Origin of the sequence: Bacillus timonensis (assembly GCF_000285535.1) — a bacterium.
GTDB classification, from domain to species: Bacteria; Bacillota; Bacilli; order Bacillales; family Bacillaceae_L; genus Ferdinandcohnia; species Ferdinandcohnia timonensis.
Window position 1 is genome coordinate 1 of sequence record NZ_HE610992.1, and the last position, 18,760, is coordinate 18,760.

General features: G+C 37.0%; 21 protein-coding genes. 20 read left to right on the top strand and 1 reads right to left on the bottom strand.

The genetic code is table 11. The features are described from left to right. The first annotated feature begins 764 nt into the window (after nt 1-764). From BTHG_RS23150 to rsmI, 11 genes are all read left to right on the top strand, one after another. Nucleotides 765-983 (top strand): sigma factor G inhibitor Gin, encoded by a 219-nt coding sequence (locus tag BTHG_RS23150; protein WP_187370829.1) that lies wholly within the window; start codon nt 765-767, stop codon nt 981-983. Between the two features lie 123 nt (nt 984-1,106). Then, nucleotides 1,107-2,540, top strand: a complete 1,434-nt coding sequence (locus BTHG_RS23155; RefSeq protein ID WP_026021946.1) for an aminotransferase class I/II-fold pyridoxal phosphate-dependent enzyme — start codon at nt 1,107-1,109, stop codon at nt 2,538-2,540. A 15-nt stretch (nt 2,541-2,555) separates the two neighbouring features. Beyond that, a complete protein-coding gene (gene tmk / locus BTHG_RS23160; protein WP_010285181.1) occupies nt 2,556-3,188 on the top strand; it encodes a dTMP kinase in 633 nt (210 codons plus the stop codon). A gap of 324 nt (nt 3,189-3,512) precedes the next feature. Further along, nucleotides 3,513-3,842 carry a cyclic-di-AMP receptor gene (locus tag BTHG_RS23165; protein ID WP_010285183.1) on the top strand — a complete coding sequence of 110 codons (330 nt, stop codon included), beginning with the start codon at nt 3,513-3,515 and terminating at the stop codon, nt 3,840-3,842. 19 nt (nt 3,843-3,861) lie between these two features. Beyond that, entirely contained in the window at nt 3,862-4,302 is a 441-nt protein-coding gene (locus BTHG_RS23170) for a YaaR family protein (RefSeq protein WP_010285184.1), read from the top strand. Nucleotides 4,303-4,321: 19 nt separating this feature from the next. Next, complete coding sequence (gene holB / locus BTHG_RS23175) at nt 4,322-5,326, top strand: DNA polymerase III subunit delta' (RefSeq protein WP_010285185.1); 1,005 nt, start codon at nt 4,322-4,324, stop codon at nt 5,324-5,326. Next, nucleotides 5,319-6,146 carry a PSP1 domain-containing protein gene (locus BTHG_RS23180; protein ID WP_010285186.1) on the top strand — a complete coding sequence of 276 codons (828 nt, stop codon included), beginning with the start codon at nt 5,319-5,321 and terminating at the stop codon, nt 6,144-6,146. The genes holB and BTHG_RS23180 overlap by 8 nt, the downstream gene beginning before the upstream one ends. Before the next feature lie 13 nt (nt 6,147-6,159). After that, nucleotides 6,160-6,513, top strand: coding sequence for a DNA replication initiation control protein YabA (yabA, locus tag BTHG_RS23185; protein ID WP_010285190.1), 354 nt, complete (start codon nt 6,160-6,162; stop codon nt 6,511-6,513). A gap of 305 nt (nt 6,514-6,818) precedes the next feature. Next, on the top strand, nt 6,819-7,562 hold the full coding sequence (locus BTHG_RS23190) for a tRNA1(Val) (adenine(37)-N6)-methyltransferase (RefSeq protein WP_010285191.1): 744 nt from the start codon (nt 6,819-6,821) through the stop codon (nt 7,560-7,562). Then, nucleotides 7,549-7,848 carry a GIY-YIG nuclease family protein gene (locus BTHG_RS23195; RefSeq protein ID WP_010285193.1) on the top strand — a complete coding sequence of 100 codons (300 nt, stop codon included), beginning with the start codon at nt 7,549-7,551 and terminating at the stop codon, nt 7,846-7,848. Before BTHG_RS23190 ends, BTHG_RS23195 begins: the two co-directional genes overlap by 14 nt. After that, nucleotides 7,814-8,689 carry a 16S rRNA (cytidine(1402)-2'-O)-methyltransferase gene (gene rsmI, locus BTHG_RS23200; protein WP_010285194.1) on the top strand — a complete coding sequence of 292 codons (876 nt, stop codon included), beginning with the start codon at nt 7,814-7,816 and terminating at the stop codon, nt 8,687-8,689. The genes BTHG_RS23195 and rsmI overlap by 35 nt, the downstream gene beginning before the upstream one ends. Nucleotides 8,690-8,731: 42 nt before the next feature. Here rsmI and BTHG_RS23205 read toward each other — a convergent pair whose 3' ends face one another. Beyond that, a complete protein-coding gene (locus tag BTHG_RS23205; protein ID WP_010285195.1) occupies nt 8,732-9,016 on the bottom strand; it encodes an AbrB/MazE/SpoVT family DNA-binding domain-containing protein in 285 nt (94 codons plus the stop codon). 512 nt (nt 9,017-9,528) lie between these two features. Between BTHG_RS23205 and metG the strand changes: the two genes are divergently transcribed. The 9 genes from metG (at nt 9,529) to ispE (ending at nt 18,716) form a co-directional block, all read left to right on the top strand. Continuing rightward, nucleotides 9,529-11,478 (top strand): methionine--tRNA ligase, encoded by a 1,950-nt coding sequence (metG, locus tag BTHG_RS23210; RefSeq protein ID WP_010285196.1) that lies wholly within the window; start codon nt 9,529-9,531, stop codon nt 11,476-11,478. A 188-nt stretch (nt 11,479-11,666) separates the two neighbouring features. After that, nucleotides 11,667-12,434 carry a TatD family hydrolase gene (locus BTHG_RS23215; RefSeq protein ID WP_010285202.1) on the top strand — a complete coding sequence of 256 codons (768 nt, stop codon included), beginning with the start codon at nt 11,667-11,669 and terminating at the stop codon, nt 12,432-12,434. A gap of 225 nt (nt 12,435-12,659) precedes the next feature. Next, nucleotides 12,660-13,856, top strand: a complete 1,197-nt coding sequence (locus BTHG_RS23220) for a ubiquitin-like domain-containing protein (RefSeq protein WP_010285204.1) — start codon at nt 12,660-12,662, stop codon at nt 13,854-13,856. 310 nt (nt 13,857-14,166) lie between these two features. Continuing rightward, nucleotides 14,167-14,730, top strand: coding sequence for a ribonuclease M5 (gene rnmV / locus BTHG_RS23230; RefSeq protein ID WP_010285206.1), 564 nt, complete (start codon nt 14,167-14,169; stop codon nt 14,728-14,730). Beyond that, nucleotides 14,723-15,616: a 16S rRNA (adenine(1518)-N(6)/adenine(1519)-N(6))-dimethyltransferase RsmA gene (rsmA, locus tag BTHG_RS23235; protein ID WP_010285207.1), complete on the top strand. Its 894-nt coding sequence runs from the start codon at nt 14,723-14,725 to the stop codon at nt 15,614-15,616. The genes rnmV and rsmA overlap by 8 nt, the downstream gene beginning before the upstream one ends. A 182-nt stretch (nt 15,617-15,798) precedes the next feature. Next, nucleotides 15,799-16,683 (top strand): sporulation peptidase YabG, encoded by an 885-nt coding sequence (yabG, locus tag BTHG_RS23240; protein ID WP_010285210.1) that lies wholly within the window; start codon nt 15,799-15,801, stop codon nt 16,681-16,683. 245 nt (nt 16,684-16,928) lie between these two features. Next, nucleotides 16,929-17,198, top strand: coding sequence for a biofilm formation stimulator Veg (gene veg / locus BTHG_RS23245; protein WP_010285211.1), 270 nt, complete (start codon nt 16,929-16,931; stop codon nt 17,196-17,198). Between the two features lie 281 nt (nt 17,199-17,479). Then, nucleotides 17,480-17,656 (top strand): small, acid-soluble spore protein, alpha/beta type, encoded by a 177-nt coding sequence (locus BTHG_RS23250; protein ID WP_010285367.1) that lies wholly within the window; start codon nt 17,480-17,482, stop codon nt 17,654-17,656. Nucleotides 17,657-17,846: 190 nt separating this feature from the next. Then, the gene (ispE, locus tag BTHG_RS23255; protein ID WP_010285369.1) at nt 17,847-18,716 is read left to right on the top strand and encodes a 4-(cytidine 5'-diphospho)-2-C-methyl-D-erythritol kinase; all 870 of its coding nucleotides are present in this window, start codon (nt 17,847-17,849) and stop codon (nt 18,714-18,716) included. The last annotated feature ends 44 nt before the right edge of the window (nt 18,717-18,760 follow it).

Consider the following 18,760-nt stretch of genomic DNA (forward strand, 5'->3'; position numbering starts at 1 on the left):
CGCCGATGGTAGTTGGGACTTTGTCCCTGTAAGAGTAGGACGTCGCTAGGCAAACTAAAAGATCAGCCGATATGGTTGGTCTTTTTTTGTGCTTAAATAAATAATTCAGTAATCCTGGCTATTATGTGATTTGTTTAATAAAAAGGATTCTATTAGTACATTTATTGATATATCGGTAAACCGAAAAACGATAAATGATATACAGCAAATGACATAAACGGTATATCGTCAAACCGAGAAACAATAAATGATATCTCGAAAACAGCTTAATCGATATATCGCGGAGCCGAGAAACGATAAATGGAATACCGAGTACAGCTTAATCGGTTATCGCAAATCCTAGAAAGAGGTCCCTAAATGTAAAAAATTAGGTAAATGCGGACACTCAAATGTCAAAAAGAGGTCCGAAGATGTAAAATATTAGGTAAAAGCAGACACGAAAACGACGTAAAGAAGTCAGTAAATGTAAATAATAGGGAAGTATAGGCGAGCAAACGTCAAAAAGAGGTTCTAAAATAACAAAAGGATACAACAAACCAATAAAGCCTAAATTACAAACCGTATATCACAAAACACTCGGTCCTACCGCCAACCTAGCCTATGACTGTACTATGTGCATTTAAAAGATATTTATAAATTTTTTAACCTAAGACATACACAAACTAGCTTCCAAACTACATAGATTACTAAATAAACTAAATTGAAACTGTTCATTATTTTTATAATTGTGTATACATTTTGATACATCCGGACAAAATATGTGTATGGAGGTGGAGGCAGTGAGTTCACTCATCAATAGAAATCAATATGGGGAAACGTGTATTATATGTGAGCAAGAGAAAAAAAGAGGCATACACCTTTATACAAGATTCATTTGTTTGGATTGTGAGCAAGACATCATCCGTACTGAAACAAATGATCCCAAGTATCAATTTTATTTAGATCGACTTAAAAAGGTTTCTAGTCCAGAGATATTTTCATAGTTTCAAACAACTTGAATTGCATTCGCGTTAGGTGCAATCTCAAGTTCATGTTTCGGACCTGTAGTATAGGTCCCTTTTTTTGTTTTATAATAAGAGAAAGTAGATTAGAAGGGATATGTAATGATGGATCAACACCGAACGCCATTGTTTGATGCATTGGATTATCATGCGAAATCACAACCTCAATCGATGCATGTGCCGGGGCATAAATATGGACAAGTATTCTCTAGCAAGGGTTATTCTTATTTTCATAATGTATTAGAAATTGATGCAACTGAACTAACTGGATTGGATGATCTTCATCATCCTGAAGGGGCAATTTTAGAAAGTGAACGATTATTAGCAAATTTATATGGGGTGCAAAAAAGCTATTTTTTAGTGAATGGTTCGACAGGGGGGAACTTGGCAATGATTCTTGCAGCTTGTTCATCACAAGATACGGTCCTTGTACAACGAAATTCGCATAAGTCGATTCTAAATGGACTAAAAATGGCCGGTGCTCGTCCTGTTTTTCTTCATCCAACATATGAGGAGGAAGTAAAGGTTGCTTCGTTTGTTTCTTTTAAAACAGTAAAAGAAGCATTTAGTTCGTATCAAAATATTAAAGCTGTAATTTTAACTAGCCCTAACTATTATGGTATGGTGAACCAGACTGAACTTTCCCAGATAATTGCTTATGCGCATGAAAATGGGGCAGCAGTACTTATTGATGAAGCACATGGGGCGCATTTTCTACTAGAAGGTTTTCCTTCTTCGGCTATATCCTTAGGCGCTGATATTGTGGTGCATTCGGCACATAAGACACTTCCTGCCATGACAATGGGCTCATTTTTACATATTAATAGTACATTTATTAAACCTGAAGACGTTGAGTCATATCTTCAAATATTGCAATCAAGCAGCCCTTCATATCCGATTATGGTATCGTTAGATCTCGCAAGACATTATCTTGCATCGGTGAAAGAGAGGGGTTCAAATCAAATCATTGAAAAAATGAATGTGTTTACTGAAAGAGTCAAAAAAATACCACAATTAAAAATTGTAACGTCAACAAATCAAGCTATTCAAACAGATTTTTTGAAGGTTACAATTCAACCACAATGTGAGTTAAATGGATACCAACTGCAACGTGCCTTTGAAAATGAGGGTCTATTTACGGAAATGGCTGATCCAAACAATGTCTTACTTGTGTTGCCTTTATCAGAAACATTTAATGCAGATGAAGCATTATTATTGATAAAAAATGCAGTCAAAAAGTACAAGCCAACTAAAAGGAATTTTATTGAATTGCATAGTGGAGCCGAGGCAATTTCCACCCTTGACCTTTGCTATAATGAAATTAAAAGGTACAATAAAAAGGTTGTTTCTTTTCGTGACGCGATTGGGAACATTTCCGGAGAAATGATTATACCTTATCCTCCTGGGATTCCTGTTCTTATGGAAGGTGAACGTGTTACTGAACAACACGTTAAAATACTAACTACATATATTGAGGCAGGTGCACATTTCCAAGGCGGAGATATGAAAGGAAAATATATTAACATATTAGATATGTAAGGGGTTTGAATAGAATTGACAGGTTATTTTATAACATTTGAAGGACCTGAGGGTGCAGGGAAGACAACCGTTTTAGGTATCCTTCAGGAAGAACTTTCAAAAAAAGGGTATGATGTTATTTCCACAAGAGAACCTGGTGGAATTGATATTGCAGAACAAATACGTTCTGTTATTTTAGATAAAAATAATATAAAAATGGATGGACGGACAGAGGCACTTCTATATGCTGCTTCTCGCCGCCAACATCTAGTAGAGAAGGTTATTCCAGCATTAGAAGAAGGAAAAATAGTTCTGTGTGACCGATTTATTGATAGCTCACTAGCATACCAGGGCTATGCACGGGGTCTTGGTATTGATGAAGTGTTTTCCATTAATGAATTTGCCATTAATGGATTAATGCCATCCTTAACTTTATTCTTTGATATCCAGCCTGAAAAAGGGTTAACAAGAATTGGAAAGAATGATGAAAGAGAAGTAAACCGTCTGGATCTCGAGAATCTTTCTTTTCACCAAAAGGTGTATGAAGGTTATTTAAAGGTTGCAGATCGTTTTAAAAATCGATTTCATTCCATTCAAGCAGATAATTCAATTGAAGATGTCACAAAGGAAGCACTTAATATTATTGAAAAACATCTCAATAACAAATGATTATACAAAAACCTCAAAAGTCTGATGATTTTTGAGGTTTTTGTTTTCGTTCTGGTTATAATTGTTATAGAATAAAGACAACTATTAAAGGATGTTCAAAAAGTCCGGTGAAAATGACATATCGAATTTCTTCGTTGGCTTGCTTTTGCGTTACTCACGTATTAACACATACGATCCGATACTCAAAACTTCGCCGCCTCGAACTTCTCGGTCCTTTTCATCCTCCTTTTTGAACGTATACAATGGGACATTCGCACATTTAGTTACCAAATTTCGTAATATGAAGAAAGACATAAAAGTGATAAAATAAAGGGAGGCAAAACGATGAAGCTAGTCGTTGCAGTAGTGCAGGATAAAGATAGTAGCCGTTTGTCACAAGCATTAGTCGATCATAATTTTAGAGCAACAAAACTTGCTACAACAGGTGGTTTTCTAAAATCGGGTAATACAACGTTTCTTATTGGGACAGAGGACATCCGTGTGAATAAATTATTAGACATTATTAAAGATAATTGCAAACATCGAGAGCAAATGATTGCCCCAGTTTCACCAATGGGTGGAAATGCAGATTCTTTTGTTCCATTCCCTGTTAAGGTAGAAGTGGGTGGAGCCACGGTGTTTGTATTGCCGATTGACGAGTTCCATCAATTTTAAGTAGGTGTATTAAACTCTCATGAAAATAAATCAGGATTTTCGTGTAAATATAGATAAGAATCATCCAAATCAATCTAATAAACAATCGGGAAATCTGACTTTTAGTAAAATTGTCTTTCAGGAAGAAAATAAGCTTCAGTTGGAACAATTAACGAAGTTGCTTTCCCAAATTGACATGGCGGGAGAACGACTCTCTCGCTCTCAAACTTTTCAAGACCTAGCTTCATATAAATCTCTTGTAAAACGTTTCATCCATGAGGCTGTGGAGTTCGGGATGGATGTGAAAGAGTCCCACAGTTGGAACTTTAGTGGTCAAGGGAGAACACATAAACTTGTTGAGAAAATTGACAAGGAGCTTTTGGTTTTAACTCAAGAAATGGTTGACCAAGAAAAGGGGTCAATCGATATACTAGGAAAAGTGGGTTTAATAAAAGGTTTATTAATCAACTTGTATACGTGATTTGAAAGAGTGATGTATGATGGAAAAAACATGGGAACAACTTCAAGAATATCAACCACTTGTATTGAAAATGGTTGAAAATAGTCTCAAGAAGAATAGAGTGGCCCATGCTTATTTATTTGAGGGGAGCCGAGGGACTGGTAAAAAGGAAGTAGGCCTTCTTTTGGCCAAAAGTCTTTTCTGTCTACATCCTGAAGGGTATAAACCTTGCAATGAGTGCACGAATTGCCGAAGGATTTCATCGGGTAACCATCCCGATGTCCATTTTATTGAGCCTGATGGACAATCCATTAAAAAGTGGCAAATTCAAGCGTTGCAAGAGGAATTTTCCAAAACTGGCGTAGAATCAAGTCGAAAAGTCTACTTGATAAATCATGCTGATAAGATGACAACAAATGCTGCGAACAGTTTGTTAAAATTTTTGGAAGAACCGGCAAGTCAAACAGTGGCCATTTTGTTAACCGAGCAAATTCATCGAATCTTGAATACAATCTTATCAAGGTGTCAGGTTTTATCATTTCAGCCACTTGCGCCAAAGGTTATTTCTGAGCGGCTCATTGAAGAGGGAATATCTCCTACTATAGCCTCACTTGTTGCTCATACAACCAATAATTTAGAAGAGGCCCGCGAATTAAGCGTGGACGCTTGGTTTGGACAGTCCCGTTCAATAGTGTTACAATTATATGAAGTAATCAATACAAGGCCGACTCATGCTTTCTTTTTTCTACAGGACCAATGGTTGCCTCATTTTAAAGAGAAAGAGCAGCTTAGCTTTGGTTTAGATATATTATTGCTTATTTTTAAGGATTTATTATATATACAACTAGGTGATGAGGAGAAACTTATTTTTCATGACCAGATTACTAGCTTTAAACAACATGCACTTAAGACGTCAACAAGACGTGTAAGTGATCAAATAACATCGGTACTAGAGGCGAAGCGTCGTCTATACACCAACATGAACCCACATTTATTAATGGAACAATTGGTAATAAAGTTACAGGAGGGATATAAGCTTGTATGATGTAGTTGGTGTACGCTTTAAAAAAGCGGGTAAAATTTATTACTTTGATCCAAATGGATTTACAATTCCTGACGGGGAATATGTCATTGTTGAAACTGTCAGAGGAATTGAATTTGGTAAAGTAGTTATAAATAAAAAGCAAGTCGATGAAAATGATATTGTACTTCCATTGAAGAAGGTTATCCGCATTGCGGATTCAAAGGATAGATTAATTGTTGAAGAAAATAAACATGCAGCTAAAGAAGCGTATGATGTTTGCCAGGAAAAAGTTGTTGAACATAGTCTTGATATGAAGCTTGTTGATGTAGAATATACATTTGATCGAAATAAAGTGATTTTCTACTTTACTGCTGATGGACGAGTTGATTTCCGCGAGTTGGTTAAAGATCTAGCGGCAATCTTCCGTACAAGAATTGAATTAAGACAAATTGGTGTACGTGATGAAGCCAAGATGCTAGGTGGAATTGGTCCTTGTGGAAGAATGCTATGTTGCTCTACCTTCCTAGGTGACTTTGAGCCGGTTTCAATCAAGATGGCAAAAGATCAGAACCTTTCATTAAACCCTACTAAAATATCAGGTTTATGCGGACGATTAATGTGCTGTCTAAAATACGAGAACGATGAATATGAAAGTGCAAAAGAACAGCTTCCAGACCTTGGTGAAATGATTGAAACAACAAGTGGAAAAGCAAAGGTTGTCGGACTCAATATTTTAGAGCGTGTACTTCAATTAGAATTAGTTGGTCGTGAACGTGTAGTCGAATATACGTGGGAGGAACTACTGAAAGAGGGAGCGATTTCGATTCAAGCCACAGAATGACGAGGTGGAACGTGTGGATAAAAAAGATATTTTTGAATCTGTTAGTAGTATGGAGACTCAAATTGGTAATCTATATACTCAACTAGGAGAATTGAAAGAACATCTTGGACAATTACTTGAAGAGAGTCACAATCTGAAAATGGAGAATGACCTTTTACGTCGTCGACTCGATCAATCCATTTCAAAGAGAAAAGAAGAAAAAGCGGATAAAGCGATACAAGAAGCAAGGCAAGTTGACATTGGTGAAGGTTATGATAATTTAGCAAGACTATATCAAGAGGGCTTTCATATCTGTAATGTTCATTATGGAAGCATTCGTACCGAAGGCGATTGTTTATTTTGTCTTTCCTTTTTAAATAAGAAATAGGTCCTTTCCAAATTGGAGAGGACTTTTTCATCTTTTAAGTGCTTTTCAAAAAGGAGGGTAAAAAGGACCGCGTCAACAAAAACGTCACGGCCACATGTATTGTCGACACTAGCACATCCTGTGCGTCGAGACTTTAAGTCGGCGCAGCTTTGGGTACCAGAGCGTATGCTGTTAATATGTAAGGATCGGAGAAGCAAGCCAACGAAGAAATTTGATCGTCATTTTCGAACGACTTTTTGAGCATCTTCTTAAGGAAAAGCCTTATAATGGTACATAGATAATCGTAAGGAAGGAAAAATAATGCAATGGTTCAATTACATGATGATGAAAGACTAGATCATTTATTGGCAGAAAACTTAAGAATTATTCAAAGTCCATCTGTCTTTGCTTTTTCTTTAGATACAGTGCTATTAGCAAGATTTGTGCATGTGCCAATTCAAAAAGGAAAAATGATTGATTTATGTACAGGAAATGGTGTCATTCCATTATTATTAAGCAGAAGATCAAAAGCTATGATTACTGGTGTTGAAATTCAAGAACGTATTTATAATATGGCAAAAAGAAGTTTTGAATACAATCAGCTTTCAAATCAGCTTTCCATTATTCATGGGGATATCAAGGACATGCCTGAAAAGCTGGGCCTTGGAAAATACGACGTTGTGACATGTAACCCACCCTATTTTCCAGCACCAAAGACGGATGTAATAAATAAAAATGAGCATCTTGCGATTGCCCGTCACGAGATTTTTTGCACATTAGAGGATGTCATTCGGGTTAGTAGTCAGTTGGTAAAGCAAGGTGGAAAGGTTGCTTATGTTCATCGACCTGGTCGATTAATGGATATACTTACATTAATGAGACAATATCGAATAGAGCCGAAGCGATTACAATTTGTCCATCCAAGGCTTGGGAAAGAAGCAAATACGATTTTGGTAGAGGGAATCAAACACGGAAATGCAGATTTAAAAGTTTTGCCTCCATTATATGTATATGATGAAAATAACGAGTATACAAAAGAGATAAGGACGATTCTTTATGGAGAGGAATAAGCATTTTTTTTATGTAGTGGAATGTAAGGATGGAACCTTCTATGCAGGTTATACAACCGATGTTGGTGAACGTTTGAAAAAGCATAATGAAGGAAAAGGGGCCAAATATACAAGAGGAAGAGGTCCAATTACATTATTATTTGCCCAGGAATTTGAAACAAAAGAGGAAGCAATGCGTGCAGAATATAGGTTTAAACAATTAAAGCGGCCTGAGAAGGAACGCTTACTTGCAATGGAAAGTGGGGAGCGGTATGTGGCAGCAAAAGAGCTTTCAACCAAATTATGAATATGGCACTTTATATCTTGTTCCAACACCGATTGGAAATTTGGAAGATATGACATTTCGGGCAATTAAGGTTATGAAGGAATCTGCCTTTATTGCAGCAGAGGATACAAGGCAAACCAAGAAGCTTTGTAATTATTTTGAAATTGATACCCCAGTTATTAGTTATCATGAACATAATAAAAAAGTGAGTGGGGACAAAATTCTTTCATTGTTGCGGGAGGGAAAGGATGTTGCCCTTGTCAGTGATGCAGGAATGCCGACCATTTCCGACCCAGGTTATGAATTAGTTGTAGAAGCTGTTCAGGAAAAAATGTATGTTGTTCCACTACCAGGTGCTAATGCTGCCTTAACCTCATTAATTGCTTCTGGTTTAGAAACACAGCCCTTTTACTTTTACGGGTTTTTGGACAGAAATAAGAAGGAAAAGAGAAAGCAGCTTGAAAGTCTCGTACATATTCAAGCAACAATGCTGTTTTATGAGGCTCCACATCGTTTAAAAGAAACATTGAAATTAATGAGAGAAATCCTAGGAAATCGTAAAATGACTGTTTCACGGGAATTAACAAAGAAGTTTGAAGAATTTATTCGTGGAGATTTGGATGAAATACTTACTTGGACAGAAGAGGATACGGTTCGTGGTGAGTTTTGCCTTGTTGTTGAAGGAGCCCTGCAAAGTGAAGAAGAAAGTTCAGACACTTGGTGGGAAGAGCTATCAGTTGAACAGCATGTAAACCATTATGTTGAGATTCAGTTAATGACAACTAAAGAGGCAATTAAACAAGTTGCAAAGGATCGAAATCGACATAAAAGAGAAATTTATCAAGAATATCACGTTTTGTAATAAAAAAAGCTTCTCTTAATCGAGAAGCTTTTTGGTTATTTATTATTTTACAACTGAAAGGTTTTCCTGAAGTTCTTTTAGGATTTGTTCAGCACCTTCACGGCTAAGAACAATTTTACCATTAGCAAGAGTGAAATTGTCATCAGAAATTTCACCAGTAATTTGACAAGTCATATTTGGCTTGTATTTCTTTAAAATGATTTTATCGTCGTCAACATAAATTTCTAGAGCATCTTTTTCAGCGATGTCTAATGTACGACGAAGTTCGATAGGGATAACAACACGACCTAATTCATCAACTTTACGAACAATACCTGTAGATTTCATTGCTTTTTTCTCCTCTCAATATTTATATTTATTTATCTCTCTCTATCGTCAATTTTCGACAAATTGATTTCTAGATAATAATATCAAGATTTCCATTTAACGTCAATCGTTTTTACTACAATTCTTATAAAATATGTATAAAAATGGAACGGATTGTCTTATAACAGTACGGTTTTACAGGACTTTTCACATTATGAAACTGCTATTTTTGGAAAAAATACTGTACCATAATAGAAAGAAAAATGGTAAATTAAATTCGACAAAATTCTACAATTTTATGTTTCGTTTGTCGAAAAATGAAATATATTGTTTGCTTTGTCGAAGTGTTTCATTTTTGTTTAGCGTACATATCCATATAAGTATGGAAATTGATATTTCTTTTTGCTAACTCTACCAAAAGTATGCCTAACAGGCGCTTGCGCTTTTCTCGTGCTTTAGGTATATTTTGAAGATATAATAGGAATAGATGAATAGTAATGTCTTATTCGGAGTACTAAAGAGGAGGTTTACCAATGGCTCAAGAAAATAAAACATTTTATTTAACCACTCCCATTTATTATCCAAGCGGGAAATTACATATAGGACACGCATATACAACTGTAGCAGCGGATGCTATGGCGCGATATAAAAGACTACGTGGATATGATGTAATGTTTTTAACAGGAACTGACGAGCATGGTCAAAAAATTCAACGTTCAGCAGCTGAAAAAGGTGTTACTCCACAAGCATATGTTGATGAGATTGTCTCTGGAATTCAGGAATTATGGAACAAGCTTGAAATCTCCTATGACGATTTTATCCGTACTACGGAAGATCGTCATAAAAAAGTTGTCGAAAAAATCTTCGACCAACTCGTAAAGCAAGGAGACATTTACCTTGACCAATATGAAGGCTGGTATTGCACACCTTGTGAGTCATTCTTTACAGAAAGACAATTAGTGGATGGAAATTGCCCTGACTGTGGGCGTCCAGTTGAAAAAGTAAAAGAAGAGTCTTATTTCTTTAAAATGAGTAAGTATGTCGATCGTCTGCTTCAATATTATGAGGAGAATCCTGAGTTCATCCAACCTGAGTCCCGCAAAAATGAAATGATTAATAACTTCATTAAGCCAGGACTTGAGGATTTGGCTGTATCAAGAACAACTTTTGATTGGGGAATAAAGGTACCTGGCGATCCAAAGCATGTTATTTATGTATGGATTGATGCGCTATCAAACTATATAACGGCTTTAGGTTACGGTACAGAAGATGATACTAAATACCAAAAATATTGGCCAGCTGATGTTCATTTAGTCGGAAAGGAAATTGTTCGATTCCATACAATCTATTGGCCAATTATGCTGATGGCATTAGACTTACCACTACCGAAGAAGGTATTTGCCCATGGGTGGTTGTTAATGAAGGATGGCAAAATGTCAAAATCAAAAGGTAATGTCGTTGACCCAGTAACATTAATTGACCGTTATGGACTTGACTCTCTTCGCTACTATCTATTACGCGAGGTTCCTTTTGGTGCTGATGGAGTCTTTACACCTGAAGGGTTTGTTGAAAGAATCAACTTTGATTTGGCGAATGATTTAGGTAACTTACTTAACCGTACTGTTGCAATGATTGGCCGTTATTTTGATGGTACAGTTCCAACGTATCAAGGAAATCATTCAGAGTATGATACTCAGCTAGCGAACTTTGCGGTGGAAACTGTTGCAAAATATGAAGCGGCAATGGAAAAAATGGAGTTTTCTGTTGCACTTACAGCTCTATGGCAGTTTATTAGTCGCACAAATAAATACATTGATGAAACGCAACCATGGGTTGTTGCAAAAGATGAAGCGAAAAAGAATGAACTAGGCTCTATCATGAGTCACTTAGCAGAATCTCTTCGTTATGCAGCCGTTATGCTTAAACCATTTTTAATTAAAACGCCAGGAGAAATTTTTGAACAGCTTGGCATGAAAGAGGATGCATTGAAAACATGGGAAAGCCTTACTGAATTTGGAATGAAACAAGAAGGAATTCAAGTTTCAAAGGGTGAGCCAATTTTTCCTCGTTTAGAACTCGCTGATGAAGTTGAGTATATTAAAGGTAAAATGCAGGGTGGTACGAAAAAAGAAGAACCTGTAAAAGAAGTAGAAACAGCAGATGAAATCACTATTGATGATTTTATGAAGGTTGAGCTTCGAGTTGCAGAGGTTCTCCAAGTAGAGCCTGTGAAGAAAGCTGATAAACTTTTAAAACTTCAATTAGATTTAGGCTTTGAAAAGCGCCAGGTTGTTTCTGGTATTGCTCAGTATTACACTCCAGAAGAACTAGTAGGTAAAAAGGTGATTTGTGTAACGAACCTTAAACCTGTAAAACTTCGTGGTGAGCTATCACAAGGGATGATTTTAGCAGGCTCTGTTGACGGAAAGTTATCAGTCGCTACGATTGATCAAAGTCTACCAAATGGTGCTAAAGTAAAATAACAAGAAAAGCGCTAAGCACGCTTAGCTTTTGACGACAAGCATAAGAAGAGCGTTGACAGAAGGTGCTTTTTCCTTCCAAAGCAATTGGCTTAAATCAGAGAGCCGGTTGTACCGAGCTAGACACGAAAAGGACAGAGTCATCTGTCCTTTTTACATACGAAAAATTCAAAAATAAAGGAGTTTTTACGATGTTAATTGATACACATGCACATTTAAATGCAATCCAGTATCAAGATGATTTAGAAGAAGTAATCGAAAGAGCACTAAGTGAAGGCGTAGAAAGAATTGTTGTTGTTGGTTTTGACCACGAAACGATTACAAGAGCGATTGAGTTAGCAAATCAATATGAGTTTATCTATGCAACAGTCGGTTGGCATCCAGTTGATGCGATTGATATGACAGATGAAGATCTCAAGTGGATTGAGGAGTTAAGTGCACATCCGAAAGTAGTAGCATTGGGAGAAATGGGTCTAGATTACTATTGGGACAAGTCTCCAAAAGATATACAAAAGGAAGTCTTTCGAAAGCAAATTGCCTTAGCTAAGAAAGTAAAGCTACCTATTATTATTCATAATCGAGAGGCAACTGCGGATATCATCGAAATTCTGCAAGAAGAGAATGCGAGTGAAGTAGGCGGAATCATGCACTGCTTTACAGGTAGTGTAGAAGTAGCAAAACAATGTATGGATATGAACTTTTATATCTCATTTGGAGGTCCTGTTACCTTCAAAAATGCGAAAAAGCCAAAGGAAGTAGCAGCCGAAATACCACTTGATCGCCTTCTAATTGAAACAGATTGCCCTTACTTAACACCACATCCTTATCGAGGAAAACGAAATGAGCCAAGCTATGTGAAATATGTAGCAGAGCAAATTGCAGAATTAAAAGGGGTCTCTTTTGAAGAAATTGCACAAAAAACATCCGACAATGCGAAGCGATTTTTCGGCATAAAATGATAGCAAATTTTGTCAAAAAGTAGGGTAGCTTGTCCAACCATAAGTTGATTAGAAAAAGTTCTACATGTCTCCTTTGTCTCATATATATCTTTGTCGACAACTAATTCTTTCTTTTTAAAAACTCTTCTTGCATAATATTTTACAACGGTGAGTGAAAAAAGGGGTGGGGTTGACAGAATATATTATCCTTTATATAATCCACTGAGAGAAGGAGGCGTTTTTCATTTGCTTAAAAACATGAAAAAACTGTTTTCCGAGCCAAAACACAAAAAGAAATTACTAGTCTCGATAAGTAGTTTTATAGTCTTAGTAGGTGCCGGTACAGGGTATGCTACATATGAAACCACCAAGGATACAGTTACACTATCATTAAATGGTAATGAGCAAGTTATAAGGACGCACGCAAACACGGTTGCTGAAGTTCTACAGGATTTAGAAATTGATGTCTCAAAACATGACGAACTTTCACCATCTATGGATACGGCAATCAAGGACAATATGAAAGTGAAGTGGCAAGAGGCCATTCCGGTTGAACTTGTAGTTGATAACCAATCGAAAAAGGTTTGGACAACAGTCAAAACCGTAGCAGATCTTTTCAAAGATGCAAAGGTAGAAGTAACGGAGCATGATAAAGTCAATCCTAGTTTAGATACAAAGTTAAAGGAAGACATGAAAGTAGAAGTTGAAAAGGCATTTCAACTTACGATAAATGACGGCGGTACTGAAAAGAAAGTTTGGTCCACTTCGACTACTGTCGCTGACTTTTTAAAAGGTCAAAATGTTACACTAAATGAATTGGATCGCGTAGAACCAGGAATGGAAGAACAGATTACAGCAAATAGTGTCGTTAATGTTGTACGAGTAGAAAAAGTCACCGATGTAGTGGAAGAATCTGTTGCCTTTGCGGTTGTTCGTAAAAAAGACAACAGCATTAATAAAGGTAAAGAAAAAGTTGTAACCCCTGGTCAAGAAGGGAAAGTTGCAAAACACTATGAAGTTGTTCTTGAAAATGGAAAAGAAGTATCAAGAGATCTGATCAAGACCGAAACCTTAAAGGATAGCACGGATAAGATTGTAGCAGTGGGTACTCGTGAAATTGTTCAACAGGTTTCCCGTGGTACAGGAAATGTTGCAAAGGAATTCTACGTATCTTCTACAGCTTATACTGCTTATTGTAGTGGTTGTTCAGGAACAACTGCGACAGGAATTAATCTTCGTTCAAATCCAAATGCTAAGGTAATTGCGGTTGATCCGAGTATCATTCCACTAGGCACAAAAGTGTATGTCGAAGGGTATGGCTATGCAGTAGCTGCTGACAAGGGAACTGATATTAAGGGCTATAGGATTGATGTCTTTTTCTCGGAAAAATCACAAGCCTATCGTTGGGGTCAACGAAAGGTTAAAATCCAAATTTTAAATTAACTTGCTACTAACAGAGGAATTTCCTCTGTTTTTTTATGTCTAGCTTCAGCGCCTAGCTCCTCGAGGTCATAAGCCAATCCGTCAAGAAGGATAAACTGCATCCTTCTCGCTGACTTTTCTTATGCTTGTCGGACTTGCACAGGAAGTGCTGACATCGACGTTTGCCACAGGACGTGGCAGTAGTTAGTCGATGTTCCGCTATCAAGGCGCTTCCGCATTTCTTTTTATGTCTATGTCTTTTTTGTTATAATTATGTAATATTTGTATCTATATTGTTAGACGAAATAATTCAAGAAAGGTTTCAAAAAAAATGAAAATAAAAGAAATAATTGTTGTGGAAGGTAAAGATGATACCGTCGCGATTAAAAGAGCAGTCGATGCAGATACGATTGAGACAAACGGTTCAGCTGTAAATAAAGAAGTCTTAGAAACCATCAAACATGCTCATAAGGTGAGAGGTGTCATTGTCTTTACTGACCCAGACTATCCGGGTGAGCGAATTCGTAAAATTGTTGCAAAAGCTGTTCCAGGTTGTAAGCATGCCTTTTTACCAAAAAATGAGGCAATAGCGAAGTCGGGAAAAAAGGTAGGTGTCGAACACGCTAGCCCAGAGGCCATTAGAAAGGCCTTAGAGGATGTAAAACAGGAACTAGAGGACTTTCACTCTGAAATCGAATTTGACGCTCTTGTGGACGCAGGATTGATTGGTGGGCGTAAGGCAAAGGAACGAAGGGAAAAGCTAGGCGTCCTTTTAAAAATTGGTTATACTAACGGAAAACAGCTTTATAAGCGTCTGCAAATGTTCCAGATTACGAAAGAGTCGTTCGAAGAGGCAGTTGAAAAAGTAGTACAGGGGGAAAGGCAAAGTGATTAAAGATATAGCCACACCAATAAGAACGAGAGCAATTCTAGAAAAGCACGGATTTTCTTTTAAGAAAAGTTTAGGACAGAATTTTTTAATAGATACAAATATCTTACATCGCATTGTTGACCATGCTGAAGTAACGGATGAAACAGGTGCAATTGAAATTGGACCAGGAATTGGTGCGTTAACTGAACAACTTGCTAAACGGGCAAAAAAGGTCGTTGCATTTGAAATTGATGGTCGTCTTTTACCAATTTTGGCAGATACCTTATCTCCATATCCAAATGTTGAGGTTATTCATGAGGATGTATTAAAAGCGGATGTACAATCTGTTATAGGGGGAAAATTGCAAGGAATAAACGATATCATGGTTGTAGCTAATCTTCCTTATTATGTAACGACGCCAATCATTATGAAGTTGTTAACGGAAAAACTCCCATTAAGGGGTATTGTTGTGATGCTGCAAAAGGAGGTTGCTGACAGGATTTCAGCTCTTCCAGGTACAAAGGATTATGGATCATTGTCAATTGCTATTCAATACTATACAACAGCTGAGATAGTCATGACGGTGCCAAAGACTGTATTTGTTCCTCAACCAAATGTAGACTCAGCAGTAATTCGTCTGCTAAAAAGAAAGGAACCAGCTGTAAAGGTTGAAAATGAATCTTTCTTTTTTGATGTTGTTCGTGCTTCTTTTGGGCAAAGGAGGAAGACTATCTTAAATAACTTGACCTCCAATTTGCCAAATGGCAAGGAGAGTAAGGAAGCAATAGAGGGATGTTTAGCCGCTTCGAATATTGACCCAAAACGACGTGGTGAAACATTATCAATAGAGGAATTTGGGCGTTTAAGTGACAACTTATATAAAATTATGACCAAAAGACCTGCTGAATAGTAGGTCTTTTTTTCTATCTATAAGGTTAGTTTTCCTTTCTTCTCACCTATTTAGTATATGCAGCATAGGCTAACAAGTAGGCATCTTTAGCGGATGGCCAAAAAGTCTGGTGATAATGACCCCGCAAGGCTTTTTGACCATGTACCATTAACAGAAATACCTCAAAGTTGGAGTGGGTGAGGATGGATATAAAAGTTGGCGATATTGTTGCACGTAAATCACATCAGTTTGATTTATTGTTCAAGGTAATTGAAATAACATATAACAATACGGTTTATTTATATGGTGAGGATGTAAGGTTAATTGCAGATGCTCCATATGATGACTTAGTTTTAATCGATGAAAATGAAAGACTGAAGAGACAAAGAACAGATCGAGAAAAGGTGGATCACTCCTACCGGTTATTTCGACAAGATTATCAACTAATCAGACAGAAAAGTGAATATTATGCAACCGGTGGTTATACAAATAATGCGGAATTTTTTCAAATCCCTGGAAGAGTCCTGCATATAGATGGGGACCCAAATTTCTTAAAAAAATGCCTTACTTTATATGAAAAAATAGGTGTGCCTGTTTATGGAGTCTATTGTCATGAGAAGGAAATGCCTGAAAGAATTGATGAGTTACTTGATAAATATAGACCTGACATACTTGTTATTACAGGTCATGATGCATATTCAAAATCAAAGGGGAAAGTGACTGAACTTAAAGCATATCGGCACTCTCGTCATTTTGCTCAAACAGTTCGACAAGCAAGAAAAAGATTCCCGCATTTAGATCAGCTTGTTATCTTTGCAGGCGCCTGTCAATCCCATTTCGAGTCTTTAATCCGAGCAGGAGCAAATTATGCGAGTTCTCCATCTCGAGTGAATATACACGCACTAGATCCGGTATATATCGTGGCGAAGATTAGTTTTACGCCATTTGATGAAAGAATCAATGTATGGGATGTTCTTCGTAATACGTTAACAGGTGAAAAAGGACTCGGTGGAATTGAAACAAAAGGTGTACTACGTACCGGTATGCCATATCAAAGCCTGGTTGATGAGGAAAATGAGGATCTCTAACGTTTATCGCTAGGGGTCCCTTTGGTATTTTATTACATATAGAGATAAATAAAAACTTTGTCGATTATAGGAAATCTTAATTTATATACATAATTGCCACACTTTAGAACATACTATTGGTTGTGTCGTGAGAAATTTGTAGGAAAAAATTTATTGACAAGTATTTTGTATCATTGTTATAATTTTAGTTTTGCTTGACGTCGGAATGATTTTTTGGTATACTGAGATAAGTGAGGTGGAGTGAAATGGGAAAAACTTTGCTTGATATTAAAAAGTCTTTAGATACGAATTTAGGTAAGCGACTTACTCTAAAGGCAAATGGTGGTCGTAGAAAAACAATTGAGCGCTCTGGAGTGCTTGCTGAAACCTACCCATCTGTATTTGTGATTGAATTAGACCAAGATGAGAATTCCTTTGAGCGAGTTTCATATAGCTACGCTGATATCCTTACAGAAACCGTTCAATTAACGTTCTTTGATGAGACATCTGGGAATATTGCTATAAGTGGGCAGTAAACATTTGTGTTTGCTGCTTTTTATTTTGTCTAAAAAGTGTAATTCATATTTAAAAATTGAAGAAAGTATATTATTCATATAGATTGTAAACAATACATAAAGTTACCCTTTTGGGGACAACTATAAAATGGTGATTTTTTTAACGTAATTCCAAAGACCAAAAACACCACATATTGTGTAATGTCTTTGTGACCCACATTATGTACCTAAAATTGTTACTATAACGAACCCTTCTTTTACAAATACTAAGGTAGTCGTAGGTAAGAAAGGGGTTGTCATTATTGGGAAGACGTCGAGGTATCATGTCAGAAGCCTTTAAAGAAGAGTTAGCAAGAGAACTTGGTTTTTACGATACCGTAAAAAATGAAGGTTGGGGTGCCATACGAGCACGTGATGCAGGAAATATGGTAAAACGTGCAATAGAAATTGGACAACAACAGCTTGCCAATAAAGGATAAACAAATCAAAACAGTTTCTTTGAACTACGACGCCGAAGCAGATTTGCTTCGGCTTTCTTTATAATAGAGTAAGGTCATCAAGAACGGTTTACATAAAAAACAGTCTAGACGCCATGACATCACTGTTTTTGAGTTGTTTACTTTGTGGTACAATGTCAATATTGAATTTACGTTTAAAGCAGGTGTTTTCATGAAATTATTAGTTAAGGCCCCGGCAAAGATTAATTTGGCACTTGATGTGTTGCATAAACGCCAAGATGGTTATCATGAGGTGCGGATGATTATGACAACCATTGATCTGTCGGACAGGCTTGAATTATCCGATTATGAGGGGGATGAAATAAAGGTCGTTTCTCATAATCGCTTTGTACCGGATGACAGTCGCAACTTAGCCTACCAAGCAGCCAATTTACTGAAAAAACGGTATGGTGTACAAAAGGGTGTTGTCATTTCGATTACAAAGTCAATCCCAGTGGCTGCAGGGCTAGCGGGAGGCAGCAGTGATGCAGCAGCTACGCTAAGAGGGTTAAATAAATTTTGGGGCCTCGGGCTTAGTCTGGACGAGTTGGCAACGCTTGGCGCAGAAATTGGCTCAGATGTGTCTTTTTGTGTGTATGGTGGGACGGCTCTAGCAACAGGTAGAGGTGAAATCATTACAGAGTTACCCGCGCCTCCACATTGCTGGGTTATTTTGGCAAAACCAACAATAGGTGTTTCAACAGCAGATGTGTATCGAAATCTTGCTATTAATCAAATTAATCACCCAGACGTAGATGGGATGATTCAGGCAATTGAAACCAAGAATTTTGATGGGATTTGCAATCGAGTCGGAAATGTATTAGAAGACGTAACCTTAAAACTCCACCCAGAAGTGGCGCATATAAAAGACCAAATGAGAAGGTTTGGTGCAGATGCGGTATTGATGAGCGGAAGTGGTCCTACTGTTTTTGGACTTGTTCAAAGAGAATCAAGAATGCAGCGTATTTATAATGGATTACGGGGCTTTTGTGATCAGGTATATGCTGTAAGATTGCTTGGTGAACGAAATACAGTTGAATGAATACGTACATTGGTGGTATATTAACTATAAAATATTCGGTTTTG

Excerpts from the sequence above, each read along its gene's own strand:
- BTHG_RS23150 (WP_187370829.1), top strand. The coding sequence starts at position 765 with ATGGAGGTGGAGGCAGTGAGTTCACTCATCAATAGAAATCAATATGGG.
- BTHG_RS23155 (WP_026021946.1), top strand. The coding sequence starts at position 1,107 with ATGGATCAACACCGAACGCCATTGTTTGATGCATTGGATTATCATGCG.
- BTHG_RS23165 (WP_010285183.1), top strand. The coding sequence starts at position 3,513 with ATGAAGCTAGTCGTTGCAGTAGTGCAGGATAAAGATAGTAGCCGTTTG.
- BTHG_RS23170 (WP_010285184.1), top strand. The coding sequence starts at position 3,862 with ATGAAAATAAATCAGGATTTTCGTGTAAATATAGATAAGAATCATCCA.
- holB (WP_010285185.1), top strand. The coding sequence starts at position 4,322 with ATGGAAAAAACATGGGAACAACTTCAAGAATATCAACCACTTGTATTG.
- BTHG_RS23190 (WP_010285191.1), top strand. The coding sequence starts at position 6,819 with ATGGTTCAATTACATGATGATGAAAGACTAGATCATTTATTGGCAGAA.
- BTHG_RS23195 (WP_010285193.1), top strand. The coding sequence starts at position 7,549 with ATGGAGAGGAATAAGCATTTTTTTTATGTAGTGGAATGTAAGGATGGA.
- rsmI (WP_010285194.1), top strand. The coding sequence starts at position 7,814 with ATGTGGCAGCAAAAGAGCTTTCAACCAAATTATGAATATGGCACTTTA.
- BTHG_RS23205 (WP_010285195.1), bottom strand. The coding sequence starts at position 9,016 with ATGAAATCTACAGGTATTGTTCGTAAAGTTGATGAATTAGGTCGTGTT.
- metG (WP_010285196.1), top strand. The coding sequence starts at position 9,529 with ATGGCTCAAGAAAATAAAACATTTTATTTAACCACTCCCATTTATTAT.
- BTHG_RS23215 (WP_010285202.1), top strand. The coding sequence starts at position 11,667 with ATGTTAATTGATACACATGCACATTTAAATGCAATCCAGTATCAAGAT.
- rnmV (WP_010285206.1), top strand. The coding sequence starts at position 14,167 with ATGAAAATAAAAGAAATAATTGTTGTGGAAGGTAAAGATGATACCGTC.
- yabG (WP_010285210.1), top strand. The coding sequence starts at position 15,799 with ATGGATATAAAAGTTGGCGATATTGTTGCACGTAAATCACATCAGTTT.
- veg (WP_010285211.1), top strand. The coding sequence starts at position 16,929 with ATGGGAAAAACTTTGCTTGATATTAAAAAGTCTTTAGATACGAATTTA.
- ispE (WP_010285369.1), top strand. The coding sequence starts at position 17,847 with ATGAAATTATTAGTTAAGGCCCCGGCAAAGATTAATTTGGCACTTGAT.